Origin of the sequence: Vibrio sp. TRT 17S01 (genome assembly GCF_050113695.1) — a bacterium.
Classification (GTDB): Bacteria; Pseudomonadota; Gammaproteobacteria; order Enterobacterales; family Vibrionaceae; genus Vibrio.
The window spans coordinates 388,382-408,162 of the sequence record NZ_JBNJOG010000001.1; the positions used below are offsets into that span (position 1 = coordinate 388,382).

Annotated in this window: 18 protein-coding genes; 10 read left to right on the forward strand and 8 right to left on the reverse strand. The window is 42.7% G+C overall.

What is annotated here, in order from left to right; all coding sequences use genetic code 11:
- Positions 1–107 precede the first annotated feature (107 nt).
- From ACQEXS_RS01735 to ACQEXS_RS01750, 4 genes are all read left to right on the forward strand, one after another.
- Complete coding sequence (locus ACQEXS_RS01735; protein WP_427012588.1) at positions 108–1,253, forward strand: HD domain-containing phosphohydrolase; 1,146 nt, start codon at positions 108–110, stop codon at positions 1,251–1,253.
- A gap of 121 nt (positions 1,254–1,374) precedes the next feature.
- Positions 1,375–1,851, forward strand: a complete 477-nt coding sequence (locus ACQEXS_RS01740) for a Dps family protein (protein ID WP_367988798.1) — start codon at positions 1,375–1,377, stop codon at positions 1,849–1,851.
- An 84-nt stretch (positions 1,852–1,935) separates the two neighbouring features.
- Entirely contained in the window at positions 1,936–2,157 is a 222-nt protein-coding gene (locus tag ACQEXS_RS01745; protein WP_427012589.1) for a hypothetical protein, read from the forward strand.
- Between the two features lie 458 nt (positions 2,158–2,615).
- Positions 2,616–4,034, forward strand: a complete 1,419-nt coding sequence (locus tag ACQEXS_RS01750; protein ID WP_367988800.1) for a basic amino acid/polyamine antiporter — start codon at positions 2,616–2,618, stop codon at positions 4,032–4,034.
- 51 nt (positions 4,035–4,085) lie between these two features.
- On the opposite strand, the gene ACQEXS_RS01755 is transcribed toward ACQEXS_RS01750, so the two are convergent.
- A complete protein-coding gene (locus tag ACQEXS_RS01755) occupies positions 4,086–4,451 on the reverse strand; it encodes a winged helix-turn-helix transcriptional regulator (protein WP_427012590.1) in 366 nt (121 codons plus the stop codon).
- 113 nt (positions 4,452–4,564) lie between these two features.
- Here ACQEXS_RS01755 and ACQEXS_RS01760 point away from each other — a divergent pair, with 113 nt between their 5' ends.
- Positions 4,565–5,440 carry a nuclear transport factor 2 family protein gene (locus ACQEXS_RS01760; protein WP_427012591.1) on the forward strand — a complete coding sequence of 292 codons (876 nt, stop codon included), beginning with the start codon at positions 4,565–4,567 and terminating at the stop codon, positions 5,438–5,440.
- An 89-nt stretch (positions 5,441–5,529) separates the two neighbouring features.
- Here ACQEXS_RS01760 and ACQEXS_RS01765 read toward each other — a convergent pair whose 3' ends face one another.
- Entirely contained in the window at positions 5,530–7,065 is a 1,536-nt protein-coding gene (locus tag ACQEXS_RS01765) for an alanine/glycine:cation symporter family protein (RefSeq protein WP_367989161.1), read from the reverse strand.
- A 696-nt stretch (positions 7,066–7,761) separates the two neighbouring features.
- On the opposite strand from ACQEXS_RS01765, the gene ACQEXS_RS01770 reads away from it, so the two are divergent.
- The 4 genes from ACQEXS_RS01770 to ACQEXS_RS01785 all read left to right on the forward strand — a co-directional run bounded on the left by ACQEXS_RS01770 (position 7,762) and on the right by ACQEXS_RS01785 (position 11,887).
- Positions 7,762–8,760 carry an ABC transporter substrate-binding protein gene (locus tag ACQEXS_RS01770; protein WP_427012592.1) on the forward strand — a complete coding sequence of 333 codons (999 nt, stop codon included), beginning with the start codon at positions 7,762–7,764 and terminating at the stop codon, positions 8,758–8,760.
- Positions 8,757–10,082: a diguanylate cyclase gene (locus ACQEXS_RS01775; RefSeq protein WP_427012593.1), complete on the forward strand. Its 1,326-nt coding sequence runs from the start codon at positions 8,757–8,759 to the stop codon at positions 10,080–10,082. Before ACQEXS_RS01770 ends, ACQEXS_RS01775 begins: the two co-directional genes overlap by 4 nt.
- 857 nt (positions 10,083–10,939) lie before the next feature.
- On the forward strand, positions 10,940–11,497 hold the full coding sequence (locus ACQEXS_RS01780) for a DJ-1/PfpI family protein (RefSeq protein WP_367988805.1): 558 nt from the start codon (positions 10,940–10,942) through the stop codon (positions 11,495–11,497).
- Positions 11,498–11,518: 21 nt separating this feature from the next.
- Positions 11,519–11,887: a ribbon-helix-helix domain-containing protein gene (locus ACQEXS_RS01785; protein WP_367988806.1), complete on the forward strand. Its 369-nt coding sequence runs from the start codon at positions 11,519–11,521 to the stop codon at positions 11,885–11,887.
- Positions 11,888–11,941: 54 nt separating this feature from the next.
- On the opposite strand, the gene ACQEXS_RS01790 is transcribed toward ACQEXS_RS01785, so the two are convergent.
- Positions 11,942–12,628 (reverse strand): DNA-3-methyladenine glycosylase I, encoded by a 687-nt coding sequence (locus ACQEXS_RS01790; protein WP_427012594.1) that lies wholly within the window; start codon positions 12,626–12,628, stop codon positions 11,942–11,944.
- A 109-nt stretch (positions 12,629–12,737) separates the two neighbouring features.
- Between ACQEXS_RS01790 and ACQEXS_RS01795 the strand changes: the two genes are divergently transcribed.
- Positions 12,738–12,911, forward strand: coding sequence for a hypothetical protein (locus tag ACQEXS_RS01795; protein WP_367988808.1), 174 nt, complete (start codon positions 12,738–12,740; stop codon positions 12,909–12,911).
- A gap of 37 nt (positions 12,912–12,948) precedes the next feature.
- Here the strand turns inward: ACQEXS_RS01795 and ACQEXS_RS01800 are convergent, their stop codons facing one another.
- The 5 genes from ACQEXS_RS01800 to ACQEXS_RS01820 all read right to left on the reverse strand — a co-directional run bounded on the left by ACQEXS_RS01800 (position 12,949) and on the right by ACQEXS_RS01820 (position 19,616).
- The gene (locus ACQEXS_RS01800; RefSeq protein WP_427012595.1) at positions 12,949–13,548 is read right to left on the reverse strand and encodes a thiol:disulfide interchange protein DsbA/DsbL; all 600 of its coding nucleotides are present in this window, start codon (positions 13,546–13,548) and stop codon (positions 12,949–12,951) included.
- 86 nt (positions 13,549–13,634) lie between these two features.
- Positions 13,635–13,973, reverse strand: a complete 339-nt coding sequence (locus ACQEXS_RS01805; RefSeq protein ID WP_427012596.1) for a hypothetical protein — start codon at positions 13,971–13,973, stop codon at positions 13,635–13,637.
- 164 nt (positions 13,974–14,137) lie between these two features.
- Positions 14,138–16,963: an Hsp70 family protein gene (locus tag ACQEXS_RS01810; RefSeq protein ID WP_427012597.1), complete on the reverse strand. Its 2,826-nt coding sequence runs from the start codon at positions 16,961–16,963 to the stop codon at positions 14,138–14,140.
- A 56-nt stretch (positions 16,964–17,019) separates the two neighbouring features.
- The gene (locus ACQEXS_RS01815) at positions 17,020–18,984 is read right to left on the reverse strand and encodes an Hsp70 family protein (RefSeq protein ID WP_427012598.1); all 1,965 of its coding nucleotides are present in this window, start codon (positions 18,982–18,984) and stop codon (positions 17,020–17,022) included.
- The gene (locus tag ACQEXS_RS01820) at positions 18,984–19,616 is read right to left on the reverse strand and encodes a DUF2760 domain-containing protein (protein WP_367988813.1); all 633 of its coding nucleotides are present in this window, start codon (positions 19,614–19,616) and stop codon (positions 18,984–18,986) included. Before ACQEXS_RS01820 ends, ACQEXS_RS01815 begins: the two co-directional genes overlap by 1 nt.
- Positions 19,617–19,781 lie beyond the last annotated feature (165 nt).

The window sequence follows — 19,781 nt, forward strand, 5'->3', positions numbered from 1 at the left end:
GTCAACAGAACAACGGATTTATTGGTTATGGAATGGTATACAGGGTATCTAACCGTCTAAACTTTAGTTGATGCTAATGGAAAGGAAATCTAAAGGGCAGGAACGTCATGGAACATTTACATCGTTATCAGCCAATTTGCTATTTTGAATATGCTGATTCACTGAATGCGCAGTTACAATCCATTAAAAGTCGTATGAGTAGTCACATACCTCACTTAGACAGAATTTCATTTGCCCTTTTCGATGAGCATGAGCAAATGCTTAGGACGTACGCGGACAGCTCCTTGTTATCGCTGCAAAAAGCGCACTATGAAGCATCGATTTCTCGCCTACCAGCTTTAAAACAATGCATGGAGTCCGGGGTGCCACGGGTGTTGAACGATTTAACAGACATGACGCCATCGCCTCATATCACCATGCTTATTGAGTGTGGTTATCGTTCTTCGGCGGCGATACCGTTATATCAAAGTGGAGATTTCATTGGCTTCGCGTTTCTTAACTCATTTACCAAAGCTGCGTTTGACCTTTCCACCATTACTAGGCTCAAACCGTATATTGATATGATTCAGTTCGCGGTGTTTTCTGAGTATCAATTGGTGCACGCCATTATCGAGTGTGCAGAACAAGTACAGAGGCATTCGCCTGTATATCATCGTGAATCGCAAGCGCACAAAGAGCGTATTGCGTTTTATGCTCGTATTATCGCCGCTAATTTAGCAGATATGTACGGCTTTGATGATGAAACGGTTGAGAATATCTCTTTGTTCGCTCAGTTTCATGACTTAGGCAAAACCCGTCTCCCCGTTACTTTGTTATGCAAAATGGCACCACTAACTAGCAAAGAACTCATCCAAATCAGAAAGCATATTCAACATGGCATGGACATTATTGATGAGATACTAGAAGCGCTGGGGTACCCTCATCACCCAAGTGTTTTATTACTAAGCCAAATTATGGCGCATCACCATGAATTTTTAGATGGTTCAGGGTATCCAGATGGGCTGATAGGTGAAGAAATACCTATTGCGGCACGGATTGTATCCGTCGCTAACATCTATGATGCGATGACTGCACATAAACCCTATCGCCAAGCCTGTTCGGCTATGCATGCCATTTTAGAGTTAGAGAAAATGGTTCATCAGGGTAAGCTCGATAAACATTGTGTCGAAGCACTAAGAGAAAACCAGAGCATATTGGCAGAGCACGCATCAGATTTTCCAGAGTTCGACCCCAAAGATGGCTTCTATCAATAGTTTTTATCTATCGAACTTATAGATAGTGAAGATTTTATCTATCTAATGTAAATACGTATACTTTTCCCATAAAGAGGTAATTCAGCCTCTATTCGTTTTTGATTACGAGAGGAAAATGCATATGTCTCACCAAATTAGCTTAATCGGCCTTGACCAAGAACAGTCACAAACACTATCTGAACAACTAAATGATCTGTTAGCGCATTATCAACTTCAATACATGAACTCTCGCGGGTATCACTGGAATATCAAAGGCCAGCAGTTTTTCGAATTACACGTGAAATTTGAAGAGATTTACACGGATCTGCAAACAAAAATTGACGAACTAGCTGAGCGTATATTGACTCTTGGTTTTACTCCTGATCATAGCTTTAGCCGTTACCTTGAGCGCAGTGCAATTAAAGAGCATCAAAATGCGACGACAGGAAAAGCGTGTGTTCAAGGGTTAGTTGATGGTTTTAGTCAATTGATTGCAAAACAACGTGTGATCTTGCAATACGCAGCTGAAGCGGATGATGAAGGCACTGCTGCGTTGATGGGTGACTACATTCGTGAACAAGAGAAACTTATGTGGATGTTAAACGCATATCTACAATAACCTGTTTAAATAAACAGTAAAACTTGATCACTATGATGGAAGAACTATACTGTATATAGAAACAGTGAACATCTGGAGGTGAGTATGATTTGGGAAACCTTAGAAAGAGTGAACCGACTCCGCCAAGAAGCCTTAGCAAGTCCAGAGTTTGTCGAGTCGGCAAAAGCACACGAAAAAGCATTGCAACATGAGTTGGAACTTAGTGAACCAACCAAGACGCGCAAAAGAGTGAAAAAAGCGAAAAGCCTTGCTGATATCTATCACGAAGTGGAGTTTGGTCCAAATCAAACTGGCACACAGCATTAATCTTCCATCAACAAAAAGCAGCCGAATCGGCTGCTTTTTTTATATTCAGGTCGTCAGTTCGAGAGAAATTAAAGACAAAAAAGAAGCCACATCATCGTGGCTCAAAGGAAGTAATGGATACTGTGTTTAAAATGTAGCACAATTTTTCCCCTTTGGTTTTTTACGAAGATAATGAGAGCGATTGATCGCGGAACTTACCTAGACTTATGTTTTTCAATAATGTCACTTAGTTAGTTAAGGTGATTGTTTGGCGGTTGTTTTTTGTATTAATGTTTCAATTTCACTTTAATTGTCGGTGTTTTATTCTGCTGTTCTCTTGTCGTTTTGATCAATCACAATGAAGTGCGCTATTTAGCGAGAAAGTTTGCGACTTTTATCACAACGGATCTGCCTTAAATTGAACATTGCACGTAGAATAGCGAGCTCTTAACGCATTGCTGCATATATCGGATTTTACGATGGATAATAAACTTGGACTTGGCTCACTAACTGCAATCGTCATTGGTTCAATGATAGGAGCTGGAGTCTTTAGTCTGCCACAAAATATGGCTTCTGTAGCTAGCCCAGCTGCAGTCATGTTAGGTTGGCTGATCACCGGTGTCGGAATGATCTTTCTTGCTTTGTCATTCCAAAAACTTGCTACAGCTAAACCACACGTAGAAAGTGGGGTGTTTGGTTATGCAAAAGAAGGCTTTGGTGATTTTGTCGGTTTTTGCTCGGCTTGGGGGTATTGGTTGAGCGCGATGCTTGCCAACGTTTCTTATCTGGTGATCGTATTTAGTACCTTAGGCCTCTTATTTGATACTCCGACCAATGTGATTTTTGGTCAGGGCAATACTTGGGTTTCTATTGTTGGTGCGTCTTGCTTACTTTGGATGGTGCATGCGCTAGTTTTGCGCGGTGTGCAAACTGCAGCACTAATTAATATGGTGACCACGTATGCCAAATTAGTTCCGCTGATCATTTTTATTATCTGCGCTTTATTTGCCTTCAATTTAGATACCTTCACATTAGACTTTACAGGGGTACACTTTGGTGCTGAGCATGACTTGCTATCTCAAGTCAAAAGTACGATGTTAGTGACTGTCTGGGTTTTTATTGGTATTGAAGGTGCTGTTGTTGTTTCTAGCCGAGCACGAAACCGAAAAGACATTGGCCGAGCTACAATCCTTGGCTTGCTAACCGCTTTGGCTATTTATGTCTTTGTTACACTCCTTTCCATGGGGGTAATTAAACCTGTTGAGCTTGCCCAATACCACAATCCGTCAATGGCGAAAGTTCTCACTACAATCCTTGGTCCTTGGGGACAGGTAATTGTAAGCGTTGGCCTTCTTATCTCGGTCTGTGGTGCCTTTTTGAGCTGGACAGTGCTGGCTTCCGAAGCTCCTTATTTATGCGCTAAAGAAAACATGTTCCCTAAGAAGTACGCTGAGGTGAACAAAGCAGGTAGTCCCTTCCGTCCATTGCTTTTAACAAATGTGTGGATACAAATCTCGCTGATAGTGGTGATGTTTGCTGGCAGTACGTACGACACGTTGCTCGTGATAGCATCAGAAATGATATTGGTTCCTTACTTCCTCGTGGGTGCGTTTACATTAAAACTGGCAATCGAGAAGCGTGATAAAGGAAGCTTATTAGCGATTGGATTAGGCGCTAGTGTTTATGGTTTGTGGTTACTGTATGCTTCAGGGTTAAATTATTTACTGCTATCGGCGATTTTATACCTACCGGGATTGTACTTTTACATGCAAGCAAAACGAGAGCAGGGTATTCATCCGTTTCAAGGAAAAGAAAAATGGGGTGCGTGCGGCTTAAGTATTGTTGCGATTACTGCGGTCGGTATGATTTCACAAGGCATACTAAGCCTTTCAATGTAAGATTTTTATATAGAAAGCCTTTCTGGGAAAGGAAAGGCTTTTTTATGACCTTTAGCTTGAGTACTTCTCACGGTTTTTCAATATCTTGGAATGATTCTGTTCTGCCCAATGAATCAACTCTCCAATCGGATCTAAGATACTTAATCCCATCTCGGTAAGCTCATACACGACCTTTAGCTGATTTTCATGGTATTCCGTTCTATTTATATAACCATCTTGCTCTAAATTTTTAAGCACCTGAGTTAACACTTTTTGAGAGATGTCGCCCACCGTTCTTTTTAACTCATTAAATCGGGTGGGTTGCTCTGAAAGTATCACTAAAACGATTAAGCTCCACTTGTCACCAATTCGATCGATGACGTTGCATATTGGGCAATTTATTGCATCTTTTTTATCCAGAACTGTCACTTTATGCATAATGAACCTCTTTTTATTCTTCTTATTCAATGGGTTACCTCAAGGTAACTAATTGACGCATTGCTAGCCAATGATAACATTCAGCACGCAAATAGATACTTGGAGTAATAAATATGAATATAAAGTCCATATGTTTTGTGTCGGCAATGTTAGTGAGTATGGCGGTTCTGGGTGGTTGCTCCGCTCGTTCTGTTGATACCACGAATTCAAAGGAGAATACTTCGATGAAACAAACTGCAATGAATGCTCAAAATGCACTTTTTAAAGATTATGATGCTGCTGAAATAAGAAAATATTTTCGTGAAGATTACATTCAGCATAACCCACACGTTCCAACAGGCTTAGCCCCAATGCTAGAGATGTTGCCAGCATTAAAAGCGGCTGGAACAACATATAAAAATCACCGTCTACTGCAAGATGGGGATTTCATTGTTATGCATAACACCTATGACAATGCTGAAGCTTTCGGCGCTAAAGAGGTGGTCACATTTGACGTTTGGCGAATGGAAAACGGCCAAGTTGCGGAGCATTGGGATGCAATTTCTCCGATTGTTAAAAATACAGCAAGTGGACGTTCGCAATTTGATGGCCCGACTACCGTTAAAGATTTAGATAAAACAGCTGACAATAAAGTATTGGTGACAAAATTTGTTGAAGATGTTCTTTTTGGTAATGCACCAGAAAAGATTACTGAATATGTAAGCCTAGAGCAATACGACCAACACAACCCAGTGGTTAAAGATGGATTAGATGGGTTGCAAGAAGCACTTAAATATCTAGCGTCGCAAAATAACTTGTTTGAATACCATAAGATCCACCGAATTTTAGGTGAGGGTAACTTTGTATTGACTCAAAGTGAAGGTCGTTGGAATGGCAAACCTCAGGCGTTTTATGATCTATTTCGTGTCGAGAACGGCAAAATAGTTGAGCATTGGGATATCATCCAAGAAATTCCGGCACAAATGGCTCATGGTAATGGCATGTTTTAAGATTAAACCGAACGACTAGAAACAAAAAGCCACACAGATTAATCTGTGTGGCTTTTATATTGTTCGTGATTTGAACTTACAATTCTGAATTAAGACTCTTGAGAAGCTGCTTCAAGCTTACCTTGTTTACGTGCTTCTAGGCGTACAAGATAATCTGCAAGGTCACGTTTAATTTCAGGAACCAGAATATATAGACCGACAATGTTAACCAGTGCCATAGAGAAGATCATAGCATCAGAGAAGTCGATAACTGGGCCTAAGTTCATTGCAGCGCCAATCACAACGAAGACACAGAACTTCACTTTAAAGATGATTTCAGCTGTTTTACTTTCACCAAATAGGTAAGTCCAAGCTTTTAAGCCATAGTAAGACCACGAAATCATCGTCGAGAATGCAAAGAGAACGACTGCAATAGCTAGAATATACGGGAACCAGCTAATTGCGCTACCAAATGCAGCAGAAGTTAGTTCAACGCCAGCTAAACCAGTGTCCGTGTCCAAGTAACCTGTGATAATGATGACCAAAGCTGTCATCGTACAAATCACAACAGTATCGATAAATGGTTCAAGTAGAGAGACAAAGCCTTCAGACAATGGCTCTTTCGTTTTTACCGCAGAGTGAGCAATCGCCGCTGAACCAACACCCGCTTCGTTCGAAAACGCTGCTCGTTTGAAACCTTGGATTAGCACACCAATCACACCACCCGCAATGCCTTCACCGGTAAATGCGCCATGGAAAATAGCACCAAATGCATCATCGATACGATCATAGTTAATACCGATGATGATCAAAGCAGTACCCACATAGATGAGCGCCATAAACGGTACGACTTTTTCAGTTACTTTCGCAATTGATTTGATACCACCAATAATCACGATACCTACAATCACAGCAAGGATAAGGCCAAATAACCAACCTTTATCAGCAAGGAAAGAGGCATCACCACCTGTCACGCTAACCACTTGCTTAAATGCTTGGTTGGCTTGGAACATGTTACCGCCGCCTAAAGCGCCACCGATAGCACATACCGAAAATAGTACAGCAAGAGTGCGTCCAAGAGCGGCATTGCCACGTGCTGCTAAGCCTTTACTCAAGTAGTACATTGGGCCGCCAGAAACTGTCCCATCAGGGTTTGTGTTTCGGTATTTAACACCCAGCGCACACTCCACAAACTTACTGGACATACCCAATAAGCCAGCAAGGATCATCCAGAAAGTCGCTCCAGCACCACCAATCGAAACAGCAACAGCAACACCTGCAATATTACCCAAACCGACAGTACCGGAAAGAGCAGTTGTTAGTGCTTGAAAATGGGTGACTTCACCATCTTGCTTTGCTTTCGGATCGCTGTATTTGCCTGAAACTAATTCGATAGCATGCTTAAAACCTCGGACGTTAATAAACCCAAGGTAAGCCGTAAAAAAGATAGCGGCAACGACTAACCATAATACAATCCAAGGCACCTGTACGTCAGAAAATGGGAATGGAATAGTCGAAAAGATCATTCCAACAAAAGGGTTTACGATAGGTGCAACTACTTCATTAATTTTTTCATCTAAGCTGGACGCAACGGCATTTGAGGCAAAAAATCCCCCTGCCAGTGCCAGCAACACGTTTTTCTTCATCATCTGTCCTGTCTTATTAAATTTTATAGTTATAAGAATGGTGGTTTTAGTAATTTGTTATGTTATGCGGTTACATGTATGTAACATTCGCAATTATTCCTGTTTTAAACAATCACGCAACATCTTTAACCTGTTTTATGATCCATCATGCATTTTGTGATTTACGCTACATATGTCCCATTCAGCAGTAATATTCTGCTCAATAGCGTCCTTGGTAGTGGCTAAGTTATGACGATTAGCGGTTTGTGTAGTGGTTTGTTCTGTAAAAGTGTTTTTTCTAAAGATCTACAACTTTGCAGCCTGCTTAGCATTTAATATGGGTAATTTGACTAAAAAGTGTTCAATTGCAAAAGGGCAGTGATTGAAATATGCATTTCAATTTATATGTGGTTGTTTTACCTGTTTGGAAGAGGTGAAGAGGTTAATATCACTGTGTAATAACGCGTGGTATGAATCATGGGCAAGACTACAAATCGATACAGTTAAAGTAATCGAAAACCGTAATTGAAGGGAGCTTATTGAACCACTGCTAAGCGGCAGGCTAGAGCACATTGTTATGAGTTTTATTGCTTAGTATCAAAGAAGCGAGGTTAAATACGGTAAAAAGCACTAATGTTGCTAACAGAAGTGATATTTGCTGACTAGACTAACAATTAAATACCGTTAATTCTAAAGTGCTAGGTAGGGTTGTGGAATATGGAACCATGGAAAAGGTTTACGCTACTCATCATTGCTGTTTCTTCGAGTGTTTTATTAGCAGCGTTTGTTTCTCCGATAAAAAATGAAGAGCCTTCAGCAAAGCCTTTAACGATTGCCGTTTCTCAAACCCCCTTATCTGCGCCTTTTATCGCTCTTGAACATTTACGTTTAGATGAAAAGTACAACTTAAACTTGCGCTTTTTAGCCTGCACGGGTGGTGTTGTGTGCAGTCAGAAAATGTTCACTGGTGAGGCTGATTTTGCGACGGCATCAGAATCTGTAGTTATGTTTAAAAGCTTTGAACGTGATGATTTTGTCGTACTGACCAGTTTTGTTGAATCTGCCAATGACCTTAAATTACTGACACTGGAGAGTCGTGGCGTAGAGCGTATTCCAGATTTGCAAAATAAGCGCGTCGGGATCATAAAAGCGAGTGCCAGCGAGTTTTATTTTGATTCCATGTTGATTGCAAATAGTCTTAAAGGGCTTGATTTAGAACGAGTGTACTTGAAGCCCACTGAACTCAACGAAAAGCTTGTTAAAGGTGATGTCGATGCAATATCTGTTTGGGAACCTTATGGTTATATGCTCCAAGCTGATGCCAACGAAGACATTATTAATTTAAGTTTACCTGGGATCTATCATCTTTCATTTAACCTTTTATCTCTTAACACAACCTATCAACAAAACCATGAGCAAACAGTGCGACTACTCCAAGCTCTTGCTGAATCAGTCGATTGGATAAATACCAATCAAGAAAAAGCTCGCACCTTAATTGCCAAAAAACTCGATGTACCGGAAGAACAGTTGTTGTGGTCTTGGAAAGACTACGTGTTCCGACTTTCACTGAGCAATGCGTTGCTTTCAAATTTGCAAATGCAGGCGAGATGGGCGGTTGACGCAAACTTAACTCAGGGAAAAATACCGGAGTTCCGCTCTTTTATGGCGATTGAAGCCTTAGAAGAAGCGATAAAGTTAGAGGTAGCCGTCAAGTGATTGAATCCATTTCACGTAAGCTAACAGTGTTATTTATATCAACGGCGTTTCTAATCGTATTGATTACCTATTCTTTGGGAAAATTGCATTACGAGCAAAAGCGTATTCAACAGAATATTCAGGCAGTGATTCAGATCCAATCACGGGTAAACATGTTGCGAAGCCAGTTATGGGTATTTTTGCAATATGAGGATAGCAATAGCCTTGAGCAGGTATACATTGCTCAACAAAGATTGTCTGAAAAGCTTAGTGAATCGACATCTTATCAGGATTACATAGCAAACTTAGATAAACTCAATGAGAGTCTTGCTGTACTGATCGAGCAAGAGCGTTCGCTAGTGGAAAGTAAACAGGAAAGACAAAACTTCGCTGAAGCAAAAGCATTACTTCACTCACGGTATAACATGGTTGTACAAAATATGACCGAAGAACTTTCTTATTTAGAACAGCACATTCTTAAGCAGAGTGCAGAAAGGCAGGCCTTTGCCTTAACCTCAAGCGCTGTTCAACTACTTCTGTTTTCCATCATTGTTTGTGGTATTGCTTTTATGATCCTCAAACGCTTTCGCCAAGGTGTGCATTTTATACGCCAGGCTATTGATGAGTTAGGTCGCGGTAATCTTGTTAGTCGCATGCAATGCCCACTCCCCAATGATGAGTTTGTTGAGCTGGCAAAGTACTTCAACCATATGAAGCAAAGCCTCCAAAACAGCATTATTACTAAAGAAGAATTGGAACAAGAGATTAAGCGAAAAACATCGACCCTTGAATTGCAAAAAGAACAACTGGTATTTCTCTCAGAGCGTGATCCTTTGACTGGTTTACGCAATCGCAGAGCGTTTCTTCGCGCTTCAGAGCAAGCGATAATGAAAGCGAATCGAACTGGTTTGAAAATTGCCCTATTTTTTATTGATTTAGACCGTTTTAAAGAGATCAATGATAATTATGGGCATGATGCTGGTGATGAAATCTTAAGACAGTTTGCGTTTCGCATTGAGCGAAGTTTCCGTTCTACCGACTTTGCGGGTCGTTGGGGCGGTGATGAGTTTGTTGTGTGTTTGGATCTGCTGGAAAACTACGATGGGGTGATGCAAAAAGCTGACGAGTTTGTGGAGTATCTAAAACAACCAATTGATTATGAGGGACAATTGCTTTCGGTAGGGGCCAGTATTGGAGTCAGCTGTTTCCCCGGCGAAGGAAAAGATATGAATACACTGATCAAACTAGCTGATGAGGCGATGTATCAAGCTAAACGAAATAATGAAAATCATGTTTTTTCGTATTGGTTAGACAATCCCACCTCCAATAAAATTGCAGGATAGTGAATAAAAAGAATAGTTATAGGTTATAACAATAAAAAATATAACGCCATGACATATATGTAATTAATTATCTGAGTGATTAAAGACATGCATATTTTGTATTTATTGTTGATTTGCCTATTTTAATTTCATTGTTTTCATAATTAAATGCGGCATTGGTTATAGTATAAAAATTTAAAAATCTGTTAAGGTAATTTCATTAAATATGCTGAGTAACTTCTTCTTGGCTATTTTGTGGTGTAAAACTTGGCTTGTAATGATAATAATATTCTAGAACATACTGTCTTATATTAAATGGTTATTACTTTAAAACCATAAAGGATGTGATAATGGATGGCTCTCTTATTTTGTTTGAACATTGGTGTTTTTAATCGTCAAAAATAAGTGACTAATATTTGGCGTTTTTTGATGGATTGTTTGCTAAGAATAGATGCTTAAAATATCCGACAAGTTTAGAAGTTGATTTATGCATCTATCAATGCATTAATATAGGTTTTATCTATTAGTTAGTATGATTACTTAAGAAACTATATAGAATTAATTAGACATTATTTTATTATCTACATTCTTAAATAAAGAATATCTTATGACTAAAATAATGGTAAATTTTTTATGCTTTATCAAAATAGCCATTATTTTATAAAAGTAAATTACAAAGTTCTATTCGCCCTTTTAGCTCCGATATATCGGAGTTTTTTTTACATCGAACCGAATATTTTGGATGTAGTAATGAACTTTTGTTTTTTTTAGAACCAGATAACAAGCGTAGTAATCAATTACTACCTGTCATTCACCTGACCATGCTAAACCTTGAAGCGCACACTAGGTGGAACAGAGTTAATAAATGGAGAAACAAGATGGCTAAAGTACTGATGATCACTGGTGATTTCGTTGAAGACTATGAAAATATGGTGCCATTTCAAGCACTGCTAGCAATGGGACATGACGTTGATGCCGTGTGCCCGTGCAAAAAAATCGGTGATTCTATTGCAACAGCGATCCATGATTTTGAAGGTGATCAGACCTATACAGAAAAAAAGGGACACAACTTTACACTCAATGCTACTTTTGATGAGATTGAGTTCGCTCAATACGATGCGTTATATATTCCAGGGGGTAGGGCTCCGGAATACCTAAGATTAAACCCAGAAGTGATCGAGTTAGTTCAATCATTTATTAATACAGGTAAACCAGTCGCAGCCATTTGTCATGGCGCACAGTTACTTACAGCTGCGGATGTTGTGAAAGGCAAGAAAGTTTCTGCTTATCCTGCGTGTGCTCCTGAAGTAACAATGGCTGGAGGCGAGTATGTCGCGCTAGAAATGGATCAGGCAATTACTGACGGTAAGTTGGTAACAGCACCTGCTTGGCCTGCTCATCCAGCGTTACTTCAGCAGTTTACGGCGTTACTATAACAATACTCAGGAGGAGTGATCATGTGTCAGTTGTTTATACAGGCAGAACAAGATTTATGGACCAGCAAAACACGTTCGTTGAGAATTGATGGCGTGGTCACCTCCATCCGTTTAGAGTGTTTTTTTTGGGAAACTTTAGAAGAAATTGCAGAAAGAGACAGCTTGACTGTGAACCAAATGATCACTCGTTTGTACCGTGAATCCCTAGAAGCACAGCATGACATCAGTAATTTTACTTCTTTTCTTCGTGTGTGCTGCGGACGTTATTTGTCGCTGATAGCCGATGGCGCGATTTCTAGAGATAGAAACTCACCATTAAGTGAGGTCGATGTGGAATGTATTCTTGCTGAAGAGCGACATCGAGAAGTGCTAAGAACCACGATATATTGAATTCAGTTACCGAAAAGCCAGTGTAGACTGGCTTTTCTATTTTGGTTTGAGTGATTAAAGCCGATTATCGCCAGTGCTGAATGCTATAGTCTGACTGATTTCGCTGAGGCTACGGCCGCTTTGGGTTTGCCATTCTGCGAACGCTTTATTGATGGCAAGTAGGGAGCGTTTGGTATCTTTTCCTCCCTCAATGATCTTACTATTTCGCAAGTAAGACTCTACATCCCCTGACAGAATGAATGTATCTACTCCCATCTGCCGCAAGCTATAGGGGCCCGTATTTCCACCGAGTCGGCTACCGTGTTTCTTTAAAAAGCCCCATAAGCCTGTGATGTCGCTTTTTGGCCATTGTGCGATCATATTTCCAAACGAACCATGTTGAAGAGAAGCTTCATGGATCATTTGAGCGTTGGCTTGTATTGATTTGACTTTAGCATGGTGGCGAATGATACGAACATCTGAGGCTTTGTTGTCCCACTGCTCGTCTGAGAGCATCAGTAATGGGCCAATATTAAAACCAAAGAATACCTCTTCAAAGTTTGGCCATTTATTACGAACGACATTCCAAGAGATACCACTTTGAAAGATCTTCATACTAAATGCAGATAGCCACCGATCATTGGGTATCTGTGCGATTTCTTGAGACGTTAATGGTGAAGACAGCAATGTCTCCAAGTTTTCATTGCCACCTTTGCGTTCTGCTGCGCGGTAGTATATGTCTTCAAATTTCTCGAGTTTCAAAATCTACTCCGTAGGCTGAATTGACACCGTAAATTGCAAATTGACTAATTAATGACATTCTAGAATGTAAGAAACGTAAAATCTGCGACAAACATGAGGGTATCATCAGATGAAGAAAATTTATCTAGCACTTTGTATGTGCGGACTTTTAGCTGGTTGTCAGATCAATAGCTTAGAAGGCGAATACAAAGACGTTGAAGTGAAAGTGAGTAATAAAGACTCAAAATCTGGTTCTGACGGTGAGTTTTGTCCACCGGGCCAAGCGAAAAAAGGCAGATGTTAGAAATAAAGGCCAGAGTTTAGCTCTGGCCTTTTTAGTTTTACAGTGTCAGCAAGTAATTGACTAGCTGATTATATTCTTCGAAACTTTTTATCTTCTCTGGTTTCACAATGTATTTGTCGTTAACCAATACGCCCGGAACGCCGGTTAGCGTGCTTTTCTCAAACTGTTTGTCAAATGCACGTTGCATAGAATTAACAACAAAGCTGTTGTAAGTTGAATCAAACTTCTTCCCATCCACACCATTATCTATAAATACTTGGCGCAATGCCTCCTCATTTTTCGGTGCTGATTTTAGTTCATGTATTTGTTTAAACATGGCAGGAACGAGTGTTTTCTCCACATCCAATGCGACCATTGTTGCGTACGATTTAGCCATTGGTACTGCCATGTTATTTCCCATAAAAGCCACATGAACTTTTTCAAATTTTGCATCTTTAGGTAATGATGCTTTTAGGTTGTTGATGACGGGCTCAAATTTGTAGCAGTGTGGGCAATAGAATGAGAAAAATTCAGTCACTTTTTGAGAGTTAGATTTTTCAACATCCAGTACTTTGTAATGTGTCCCTTCTTCAAATTGGGCAGCTTGTACACCAAACGCGATAAGTAGTGTAGTAACGAAAGTAACCAGTTTTTTCATGGCTTAGATTCCTATAAATTCATTATTCAGTGAACACACGGGTTCGCTCGAGACGACAGTGTGATAGATAGATTTGTGAATGGAATTTAAGCGATTGGGGGGCGGAATAAGGTTTGAATTCGGCTGATGGCTTCGCCAATCTTATTGGGATGGATGGAGGCACGAGCCACAGATAGTTTACTGATGATATTGACGTTCTGACTGCAAGGGATTTTCAGTAAGCAAACAGAAGCGCAGCAATGATGATTGTTTATTTCATTTTGATGCTCCGATTTCGGGCACTCTACTGGATGAACTTGCCACTTAAAATCACCGGCTGCTGAGTGGGAAAAGGTTTCTTGACCCGCTTGAACACTCACCGCCACACTGGAAAAAAACAGTGCGGTGACAGCAAATAGCGTGAGTATAAAAGTTCGGTTTAGCAAGATAACAGCCCCACAATAAAACGTGCTCAGCTTACTGGATTTTCTTTTTAATACAAAGAGGTACTACAAAGAAGTGAGAAGGTGGTACCAGTGTATTAAATAAAGCGTGGCATGGAGTATTAGCCGAAGTTTGTCTACGGAAAGTAAACTTCGGCTAATGTACTCTACTGATTGACTAAAGTGAGGCCTGCTGGCAATGCGTCACCAAAGATACGCTTCGATTCGCTTTCAGATAGTGCTTTAACTTCTTCAACCAGTGATACCCAAGATTCAGGCACCTTGCTTTGCTTCAACTTAGCCAGCACTTGTTCACGGTAGTCGTCTGAGATATCAAATAGGCGGTCGCCCGTCTTGCGACAAATCATTACGGCTGCGAAAGCGATCATTGGCTCTTTCTGCCAGTTCTGCTCTAACAGCTTAGGCAACCATTGTTCTGCTTGTTCACGAGGAATGACGTTATGCTGGCTGCCATACAAAGGCGTACGCGATGCCAAGCGACCCATTGCCCACCAGTGCGCTTGTTCGAACTGGTTATGGTTGATGGCTTTGCTCAAGAACCACGTTGCCAATAGAACTTTGTCTTCGACTTCTAGGTGTTCAAGTGATGCCGCTAATCGAACCATGGATTCATAACCCATGTCTTGTGCCGCTTTGGCTGATTGTGGGTTTTTCATCGCACCAGGATGTAGGTATTTCGCGATGTCCGCCAAGATGGTCTCTTGTTGCTCTTGGCTCAAGCCACCTGCGATACGACGCCAGAACACCCACCAGTCGGTCCAACCTTGATGGTTCTTGAATTGAATGTTTTGTTGGTAGAGACCCCAAACTTGCTCAATGCGCCATGAGTCGGTTGGATCGCCAAAGCCTGGACGCAGTGCAAAACCGGCCAAACGAAGCCAGTTTTTCTCGTGTTGTTCAGAACGACGGCGACGCTTACGACCTTGTGCAAAGGTATCGAACAGTTGACGTAGGGTAGTGAAATCCCACTCGTCGCGCTTGCCAAGTTTTTTCTCAAGATCTTTGGCTAAGGTTTTGATCTCTTTGCTTTCTGCGCTTTTCTTGTTACCGCTGTAAAGGCGAGCGATCAGCTCCTTACATTCGTTCAGTTTAGGGTGAAGTTTAACTTGCTCGCTGTCGTCGGTTTGCTTGTTGCGAACTTCGAACTCTAGCTCCCAACGTTTGCTGTCGTCTTCTGCGCTGACACATTCCATCTTTAGTGTGCCGACTTCAGTCAACTGACACGCCAGTTGTACTTCTACACGCTCTTTCTGGTTGGCTTGTAGCTCGGCGCCTTCACCTTCAAGGGTGGTGATATAAGGCGGCAGAGGAGCAAACAAGTCAGGATCAACGTCCACCATCACACCGTTTTGAATGGCAGTGTTATTGGTTAAGGTGTCGTGGGTAGAAGTCAGCAGGTTAAAGCGAACGGGTTCACCTAAGGTAAGCGAGAAACGACGACCACTTAAACGGATCTCGTGACCTTCTTCTGTGCCTTTTGCAAGCAAACAGAGCGCTTTGCCCATCTTGTTCTTTTCTTGAAGATGCAAGAAGTAAGAACGCGCTGCACCACCACCAATTTTTAGCTGTGCACCACGACGTGCTTTACCAAACGCAACCGCACCTAGTGCAACAGACCAATCTGGATGTGGGTTATCTAATACCGTAACCGGTGCGCCGCGCCAATCGGAAAGTAGGGTAGTGACTCGCTCAGTCACAAGTTCACTATTGAACACACCACCGTTAAGTAGTAAACCGACTGGAATTGCATTTTGTTTGTCGTCTTCAAGGCCAAGAGCGGCACGAGACACTTGTTGGTGCTGAGTTAAGAACTCGGCAACGTGTTTGCTCACTGCTGGGTCTGCAACGTATGGAAGACCAAACTCGACAACGGCGCTGCGGCGCTTGTCTGGTACTTCACTGAAATCAGAAAGCGGGAAGAAGCCATCTAAAGCGATTTGGTGTACTTCTTGTTTGCTCAGCCCAATACTCTTTGTTCCGCCAAGAAGTTTCGAGCCGCTGCCCAGCATGGTGATTTTTACTTCTTCAGGTGCACTTGCTGAAAGCAGGTTTTCTTTCGCTTTACGAGTTTGCTGAATCAGCTTAGTCAGGCTTGCTGCAGTGAGCTTCTTGCTTTGTTCCCCTTTATTTTGAGAAAGGCGGCTTTCCGCAAGGTGCGCTAATGCTAAGTCGAGGTTGTCACCACCCAGCATCAAGTGTTCGCCAACGCCAATACGATCAAGGGCTAGCTCATTTTGTGAAGAGAAACTTGCTTCAATCAAGCTTAAGTCGGTGGTACCACCACCCACATCGCACACCAGAATCAGTGGCAGATCTTTGAGCTCATCGGCTGCGGTTTGCTGGTGGCGTGCATACCAGTCGTAACATACGGCTTGTGGTTCTTCGAGCAGGACGATTTTTTTCAAACCTGCCAACTCAGCGGCTTCAAGCGTGAGCTTACGAGCAGTTTCATCGAACGACGCTGGAACGGTCACAACCACATCTTGGTCTTCTAACTTATTGCTAGGATGGCGGTAGTTCCACGCTTGGCGAATGTGGTTGAGGTAGCTTGCGCTGGCAATGACAGGTGAGACTTTATCTACGTCTTGCGCGCCCGCCCAAGGAAGAATGTCTGAGCTACGATCCACCGCTTGGTGTGATAGCCAGCTTTTGGCACTGGATACCTGACGTCCTTCCACCTTTGCGCCTAATTCACGAGCCCATTCACCCACGATCACATTACTAATGTCGCCGGAAACAGGTTCGTTTTCCCAAGGGAGTGTCAGGTCAGAAGGGGAGATTTGACCAACTGCAGGGTGATAGCGGAAAGAGGGCAGCAGTGGCTTACGAACCACTTCACCCGGACCAATCAATTGGTCGATGTCGAATAGGGATACTTCGGATTGTTCAAGGTTGTCGGTGATTTCACAATACGCCACCACAGTGTTTGTGGTGCCAAGGTCAATACCAACAAGAAAACGAGGAGATGCCATACAAACCTTCGTGTATTTAAAAACGGCACCCGATTGGATGCCGTTTGATTTTCTATTTATTCTTCTTCGTTTGAGTCGCTTTTCGCGTCTTCGCGCACATCGAACTCAACATGCCATTTTTGACCGTTATCAGCGGCGATGGCTTCTAAGTAAAGCGTACCAAGCTCTGTCACGCGAGAGGCTAGGGTGACTGGAACCACTTCACCTTCACGACGACCTTCAGATACTGGCAGCGTTACTTGGATTTCTGGTAGCTCTTCAAGCTCTTCTGGTGCCCAGTAGTCTAGGTGAGTACCTGCTAGGTCATCACGACGAACGGTTGAGCCGAAGAATTGGAAGTTAACTGGCTGACCGATGATCAAACCAAACTCTTGGCTTGGTACGTCAACACTTGAGCCTTCTTCCATACCAAATGGTGCTACACACAGTGCTTCCATTGGCGGCGCCATGCCCGGAATTGCTGGCATCGCACTTTCGATACCCACGTAGTACGCCGAAGCAATACCACCACGGATACGAACACCTTGACCACGACGTACAGAGCCGTAGTAAGCCGCACCGCTAGCAACCGCAAGGTCTAGATCCACACCTGTTAGGCGTTTCGTCATTTCTGCATCTGCTTCAAGTAGCCATTCGTTGATCGTGTCTTCTAGACGAGTTGCTAGAAGTTTCGATTTCAGAACACCACCGTTGAATAGGATTGCCGTTGGCTTGATGAAGTCAGCTGATTGCGCTGCATCTGCACCTGGCATACCAGGCATGCTAGCAAATGGGTTGAAATCTTGAGCTGCTGCTTCTGCGCCATTTCCTGAAGCAGAAAGAGCATTGGCTTGCTTAGACAAGAACGCTGCAATGTGACGAGTAATACCTGCATCTTGTGCGTAAGGCAGACCCATTTGCGTTAGTGCACCACGGTTACGTTGAACAGGGTGGTCAGTAATCGCAACTTGAGGGAAGAAGCCGTCAACCAGTGTTTGTTGTACTTCTTCTTGAGTCAGTTCTGTTTTCAGCGTTGCGCCAAGCAGTTTAGAACCACGGCTTGGTACCACGATTGGCACTGACTGAAGCTCGCTGTCGTTCAATAGTGTTTCTTTAGCATCACGACATGCGTGCGTCATTGCCTGAACTTGCCATGGCTGTAGCTCTTTGCCTTCTTGCGCTAGCTTCATCTTCAAACGGTACGCAAGTGCAAGATCCATGTTGTCACCGCCAAGTAGGATGTGTTCACCTACCGCGATGCGGTTCAGAGTTAGGTTGCCTTCGTCTTCAGTGACTTCAACCAAAGAAAGGTCGGTTGTACCACCACCGATATCGACCACAAGCACGATGTCGCCAACTTCAACTTCGTCGCGCCATTTGTCGTCGCTGTTATCAATCCAGTTGTAAAGTGCAGCTTGTGGCTCTTCTAGAAGCGTTAGGTGCACAAAACCAACGTTGCGTGCTGCTTCTGCAGTTAGGTCACGAGCAGCAGGATCGAAAGACGCAGGAACCGTGATAGTCACGTCTTGATCGGCAAGGTTGTGATTTGGATTGGTGTGATTCCAAGCGTCTTTTAGATGCTCTAGGTAAAGCTCTGTCGCGCGAAGAGGGGATACTTTTTCTACTTCTTCTGGGCTACCTGCTGGTAGGAAGGCATCACGACGGTTCACACCAGCGTGGCAAAGCCAAGACTTCGCACTTGCAACAAGGCGAATTGGTGTTTTTGAGCCTAGATTACGTGCAATTGCACCAACCAGTGCTTTTGGCTCGCTAGACCACGGAAGAACGCGTGATTGCGGGTTCATTTCGTGCTCGTGCGGCTGGTATAGGAAAGAGCCTAACTGGCTGCGAGTCTCTACTGTGCCTGGCGCAGTAAGTTGCGGGATAGGCATAACTTCAACGCGAGCGTCTTCGTCGTGTGTATCAACAAAAGACATTACACAGTGTGTTGTACCTAAGTCGATACCGACACTGAATTTAGGCGTCTGTTGAGTTTCAACAGACGCTTCTTGAGAATGGTTTTCTTGGTTCATGTGTTCCATTACAGCTCAACCTCAGCTGGAGCGATCACAGATGCATCGTAGTTCTCTGCTAGTTTTGGCAACGTCATTGATGTTGCTTTCCAGCCTTTATGAACTAGCGTGCCGTTGAATGGCGCGCTGCCTGTTACGTTGCCAGTTAGGCGGATTTCTTGTGGGTTGAAGCCTTCTTCAACCGTAATGCGAGTTTCTTCGTCTTCGTTGCGAACGTGTGCTAGCGTCACGTAGTCGTTCAGCACTTTCTGACCGCCAGTGTGGATTACGCGAGCAGCTGCGCCGACTTCTTCATCAGAGAATGACGTTAGGTCTTCTTTTAGGAAGTCAATCAGACGAGCTTCTTGCTGCATGATAGAAAGTAGCTGCATTGCAGAGTCTGTAGATGCCGTTGCAAGTTTCGATTCAACTTCTACAACACGTTCTACGACTTTCTCAACTTCCACTACTTTTTCTACTTCAACGATCTTCTCGACAGGCTTCTCAACCTCGACGATTTTTTCAACTGGTTTCTCAACCACTTTTTCAATGACTTTGGATTTGCGAGATACCGCAACTAGAAGTAGCAGAATACTTGAAGCTGTTAAGCCTGCATGCAGCATGTCAAAAGTTTGAGGAATCATTTGTAAATCGAAGTTCATGATGAATTCTCTTTAGATAGTTGTTGTATCGGGAATACTCTTGGGTAACCCGTGGCTTATTGCCAAGTAATAGTCGGTAAATTGGGGCGAATAGTACCATATTCAAGCGACTGGGCTTGTACAAATCGAGTCTCACTCATGCTTAAGAGGTTTAGTTGCTCTCTT

Coding starts and splice junctions, on each gene's coding strand:
- ACQEXS_RS01765 (WP_367989161.1), bottom strand. CDS start 7,065: ATGAAGAAAAACGTGTTGCTGGCACTGGCAGGGGGATTTTTTGCCTCA.
- ACQEXS_RS01810 (WP_427012597.1), bottom strand. CDS start 16,963: ATGGCATCTCCTCGTTTTCTTGTTGGTATTGACCTTGGCACCACAAAC.
- ACQEXS_RS01785 (WP_367988806.1), top strand. CDS start 11,519: ATGTGTCAGTTGTTTATACAGGCAGAACAAGATTTATGGACCAGCAAA.
- ACQEXS_RS01760 (WP_427012591.1), top strand. CDS start 4,565: ATGAATATAAAGTCCATATGTTTTGTGTCGGCAATGTTAGTGAGTATG.
- ACQEXS_RS01735 (WP_427012588.1), top strand. CDS start 108: ATGGAACATTTACATCGTTATCAGCCAATTTGCTATTTTGAATATGCT.
- ACQEXS_RS01815 (WP_427012598.1), bottom strand. CDS start 18,984: ATGGAACACATGAACCAAGAAAACCATTCTCAAGAAGCGTCTGTTGAA.
- ACQEXS_RS01770 (WP_427012592.1), top strand. CDS start 7,762: ATGGAACCATGGAAAAGGTTTACGCTACTCATCATTGCTGTTTCTTCG.
- ACQEXS_RS01780 (WP_367988805.1), top strand. CDS start 10,940: ATGGCTAAAGTACTGATGATCACTGGTGATTTCGTTGAAGACTATGAA.
- ACQEXS_RS01740 (WP_367988798.1), top strand. CDS start 1,375: ATGTCTCACCAAATTAGCTTAATCGGCCTTGACCAAGAACAGTCACAA.
- ACQEXS_RS01755 (WP_427012590.1), bottom strand. CDS start 4,451: ATGCATAAAGTGACAGTTCTGGATAAAAAAGATGCAATAAATTGCCCA.
- ACQEXS_RS01795 (WP_367988808.1), top strand. CDS start 12,738: ATGAAGAAAATTTATCTAGCACTTTGTATGTGCGGACTTTTAGCTGGT.
- ACQEXS_RS01750 (WP_367988800.1), top strand. CDS start 2,616: ATGGATAATAAACTTGGACTTGGCTCACTAACTGCAATCGTCATTGGT.
- ACQEXS_RS01800 (WP_427012595.1), bottom strand. CDS start 13,548: ATGAAAAAACTGGTTACTTTCGTTACTACACTACTTATCGCGTTTGGT.
- ACQEXS_RS01745 (WP_427012589.1), top strand. CDS start 1,936: ATGATTTGGGAAACCTTAGAAAGAGTGAACCGACTCCGCCAAGAAGCC.
- ACQEXS_RS01820 (WP_367988813.1), bottom strand. CDS start 19,616: ATGAACTTCGATTTACAAATGATTCCTCAAACTTTTGACATGCTGCAT.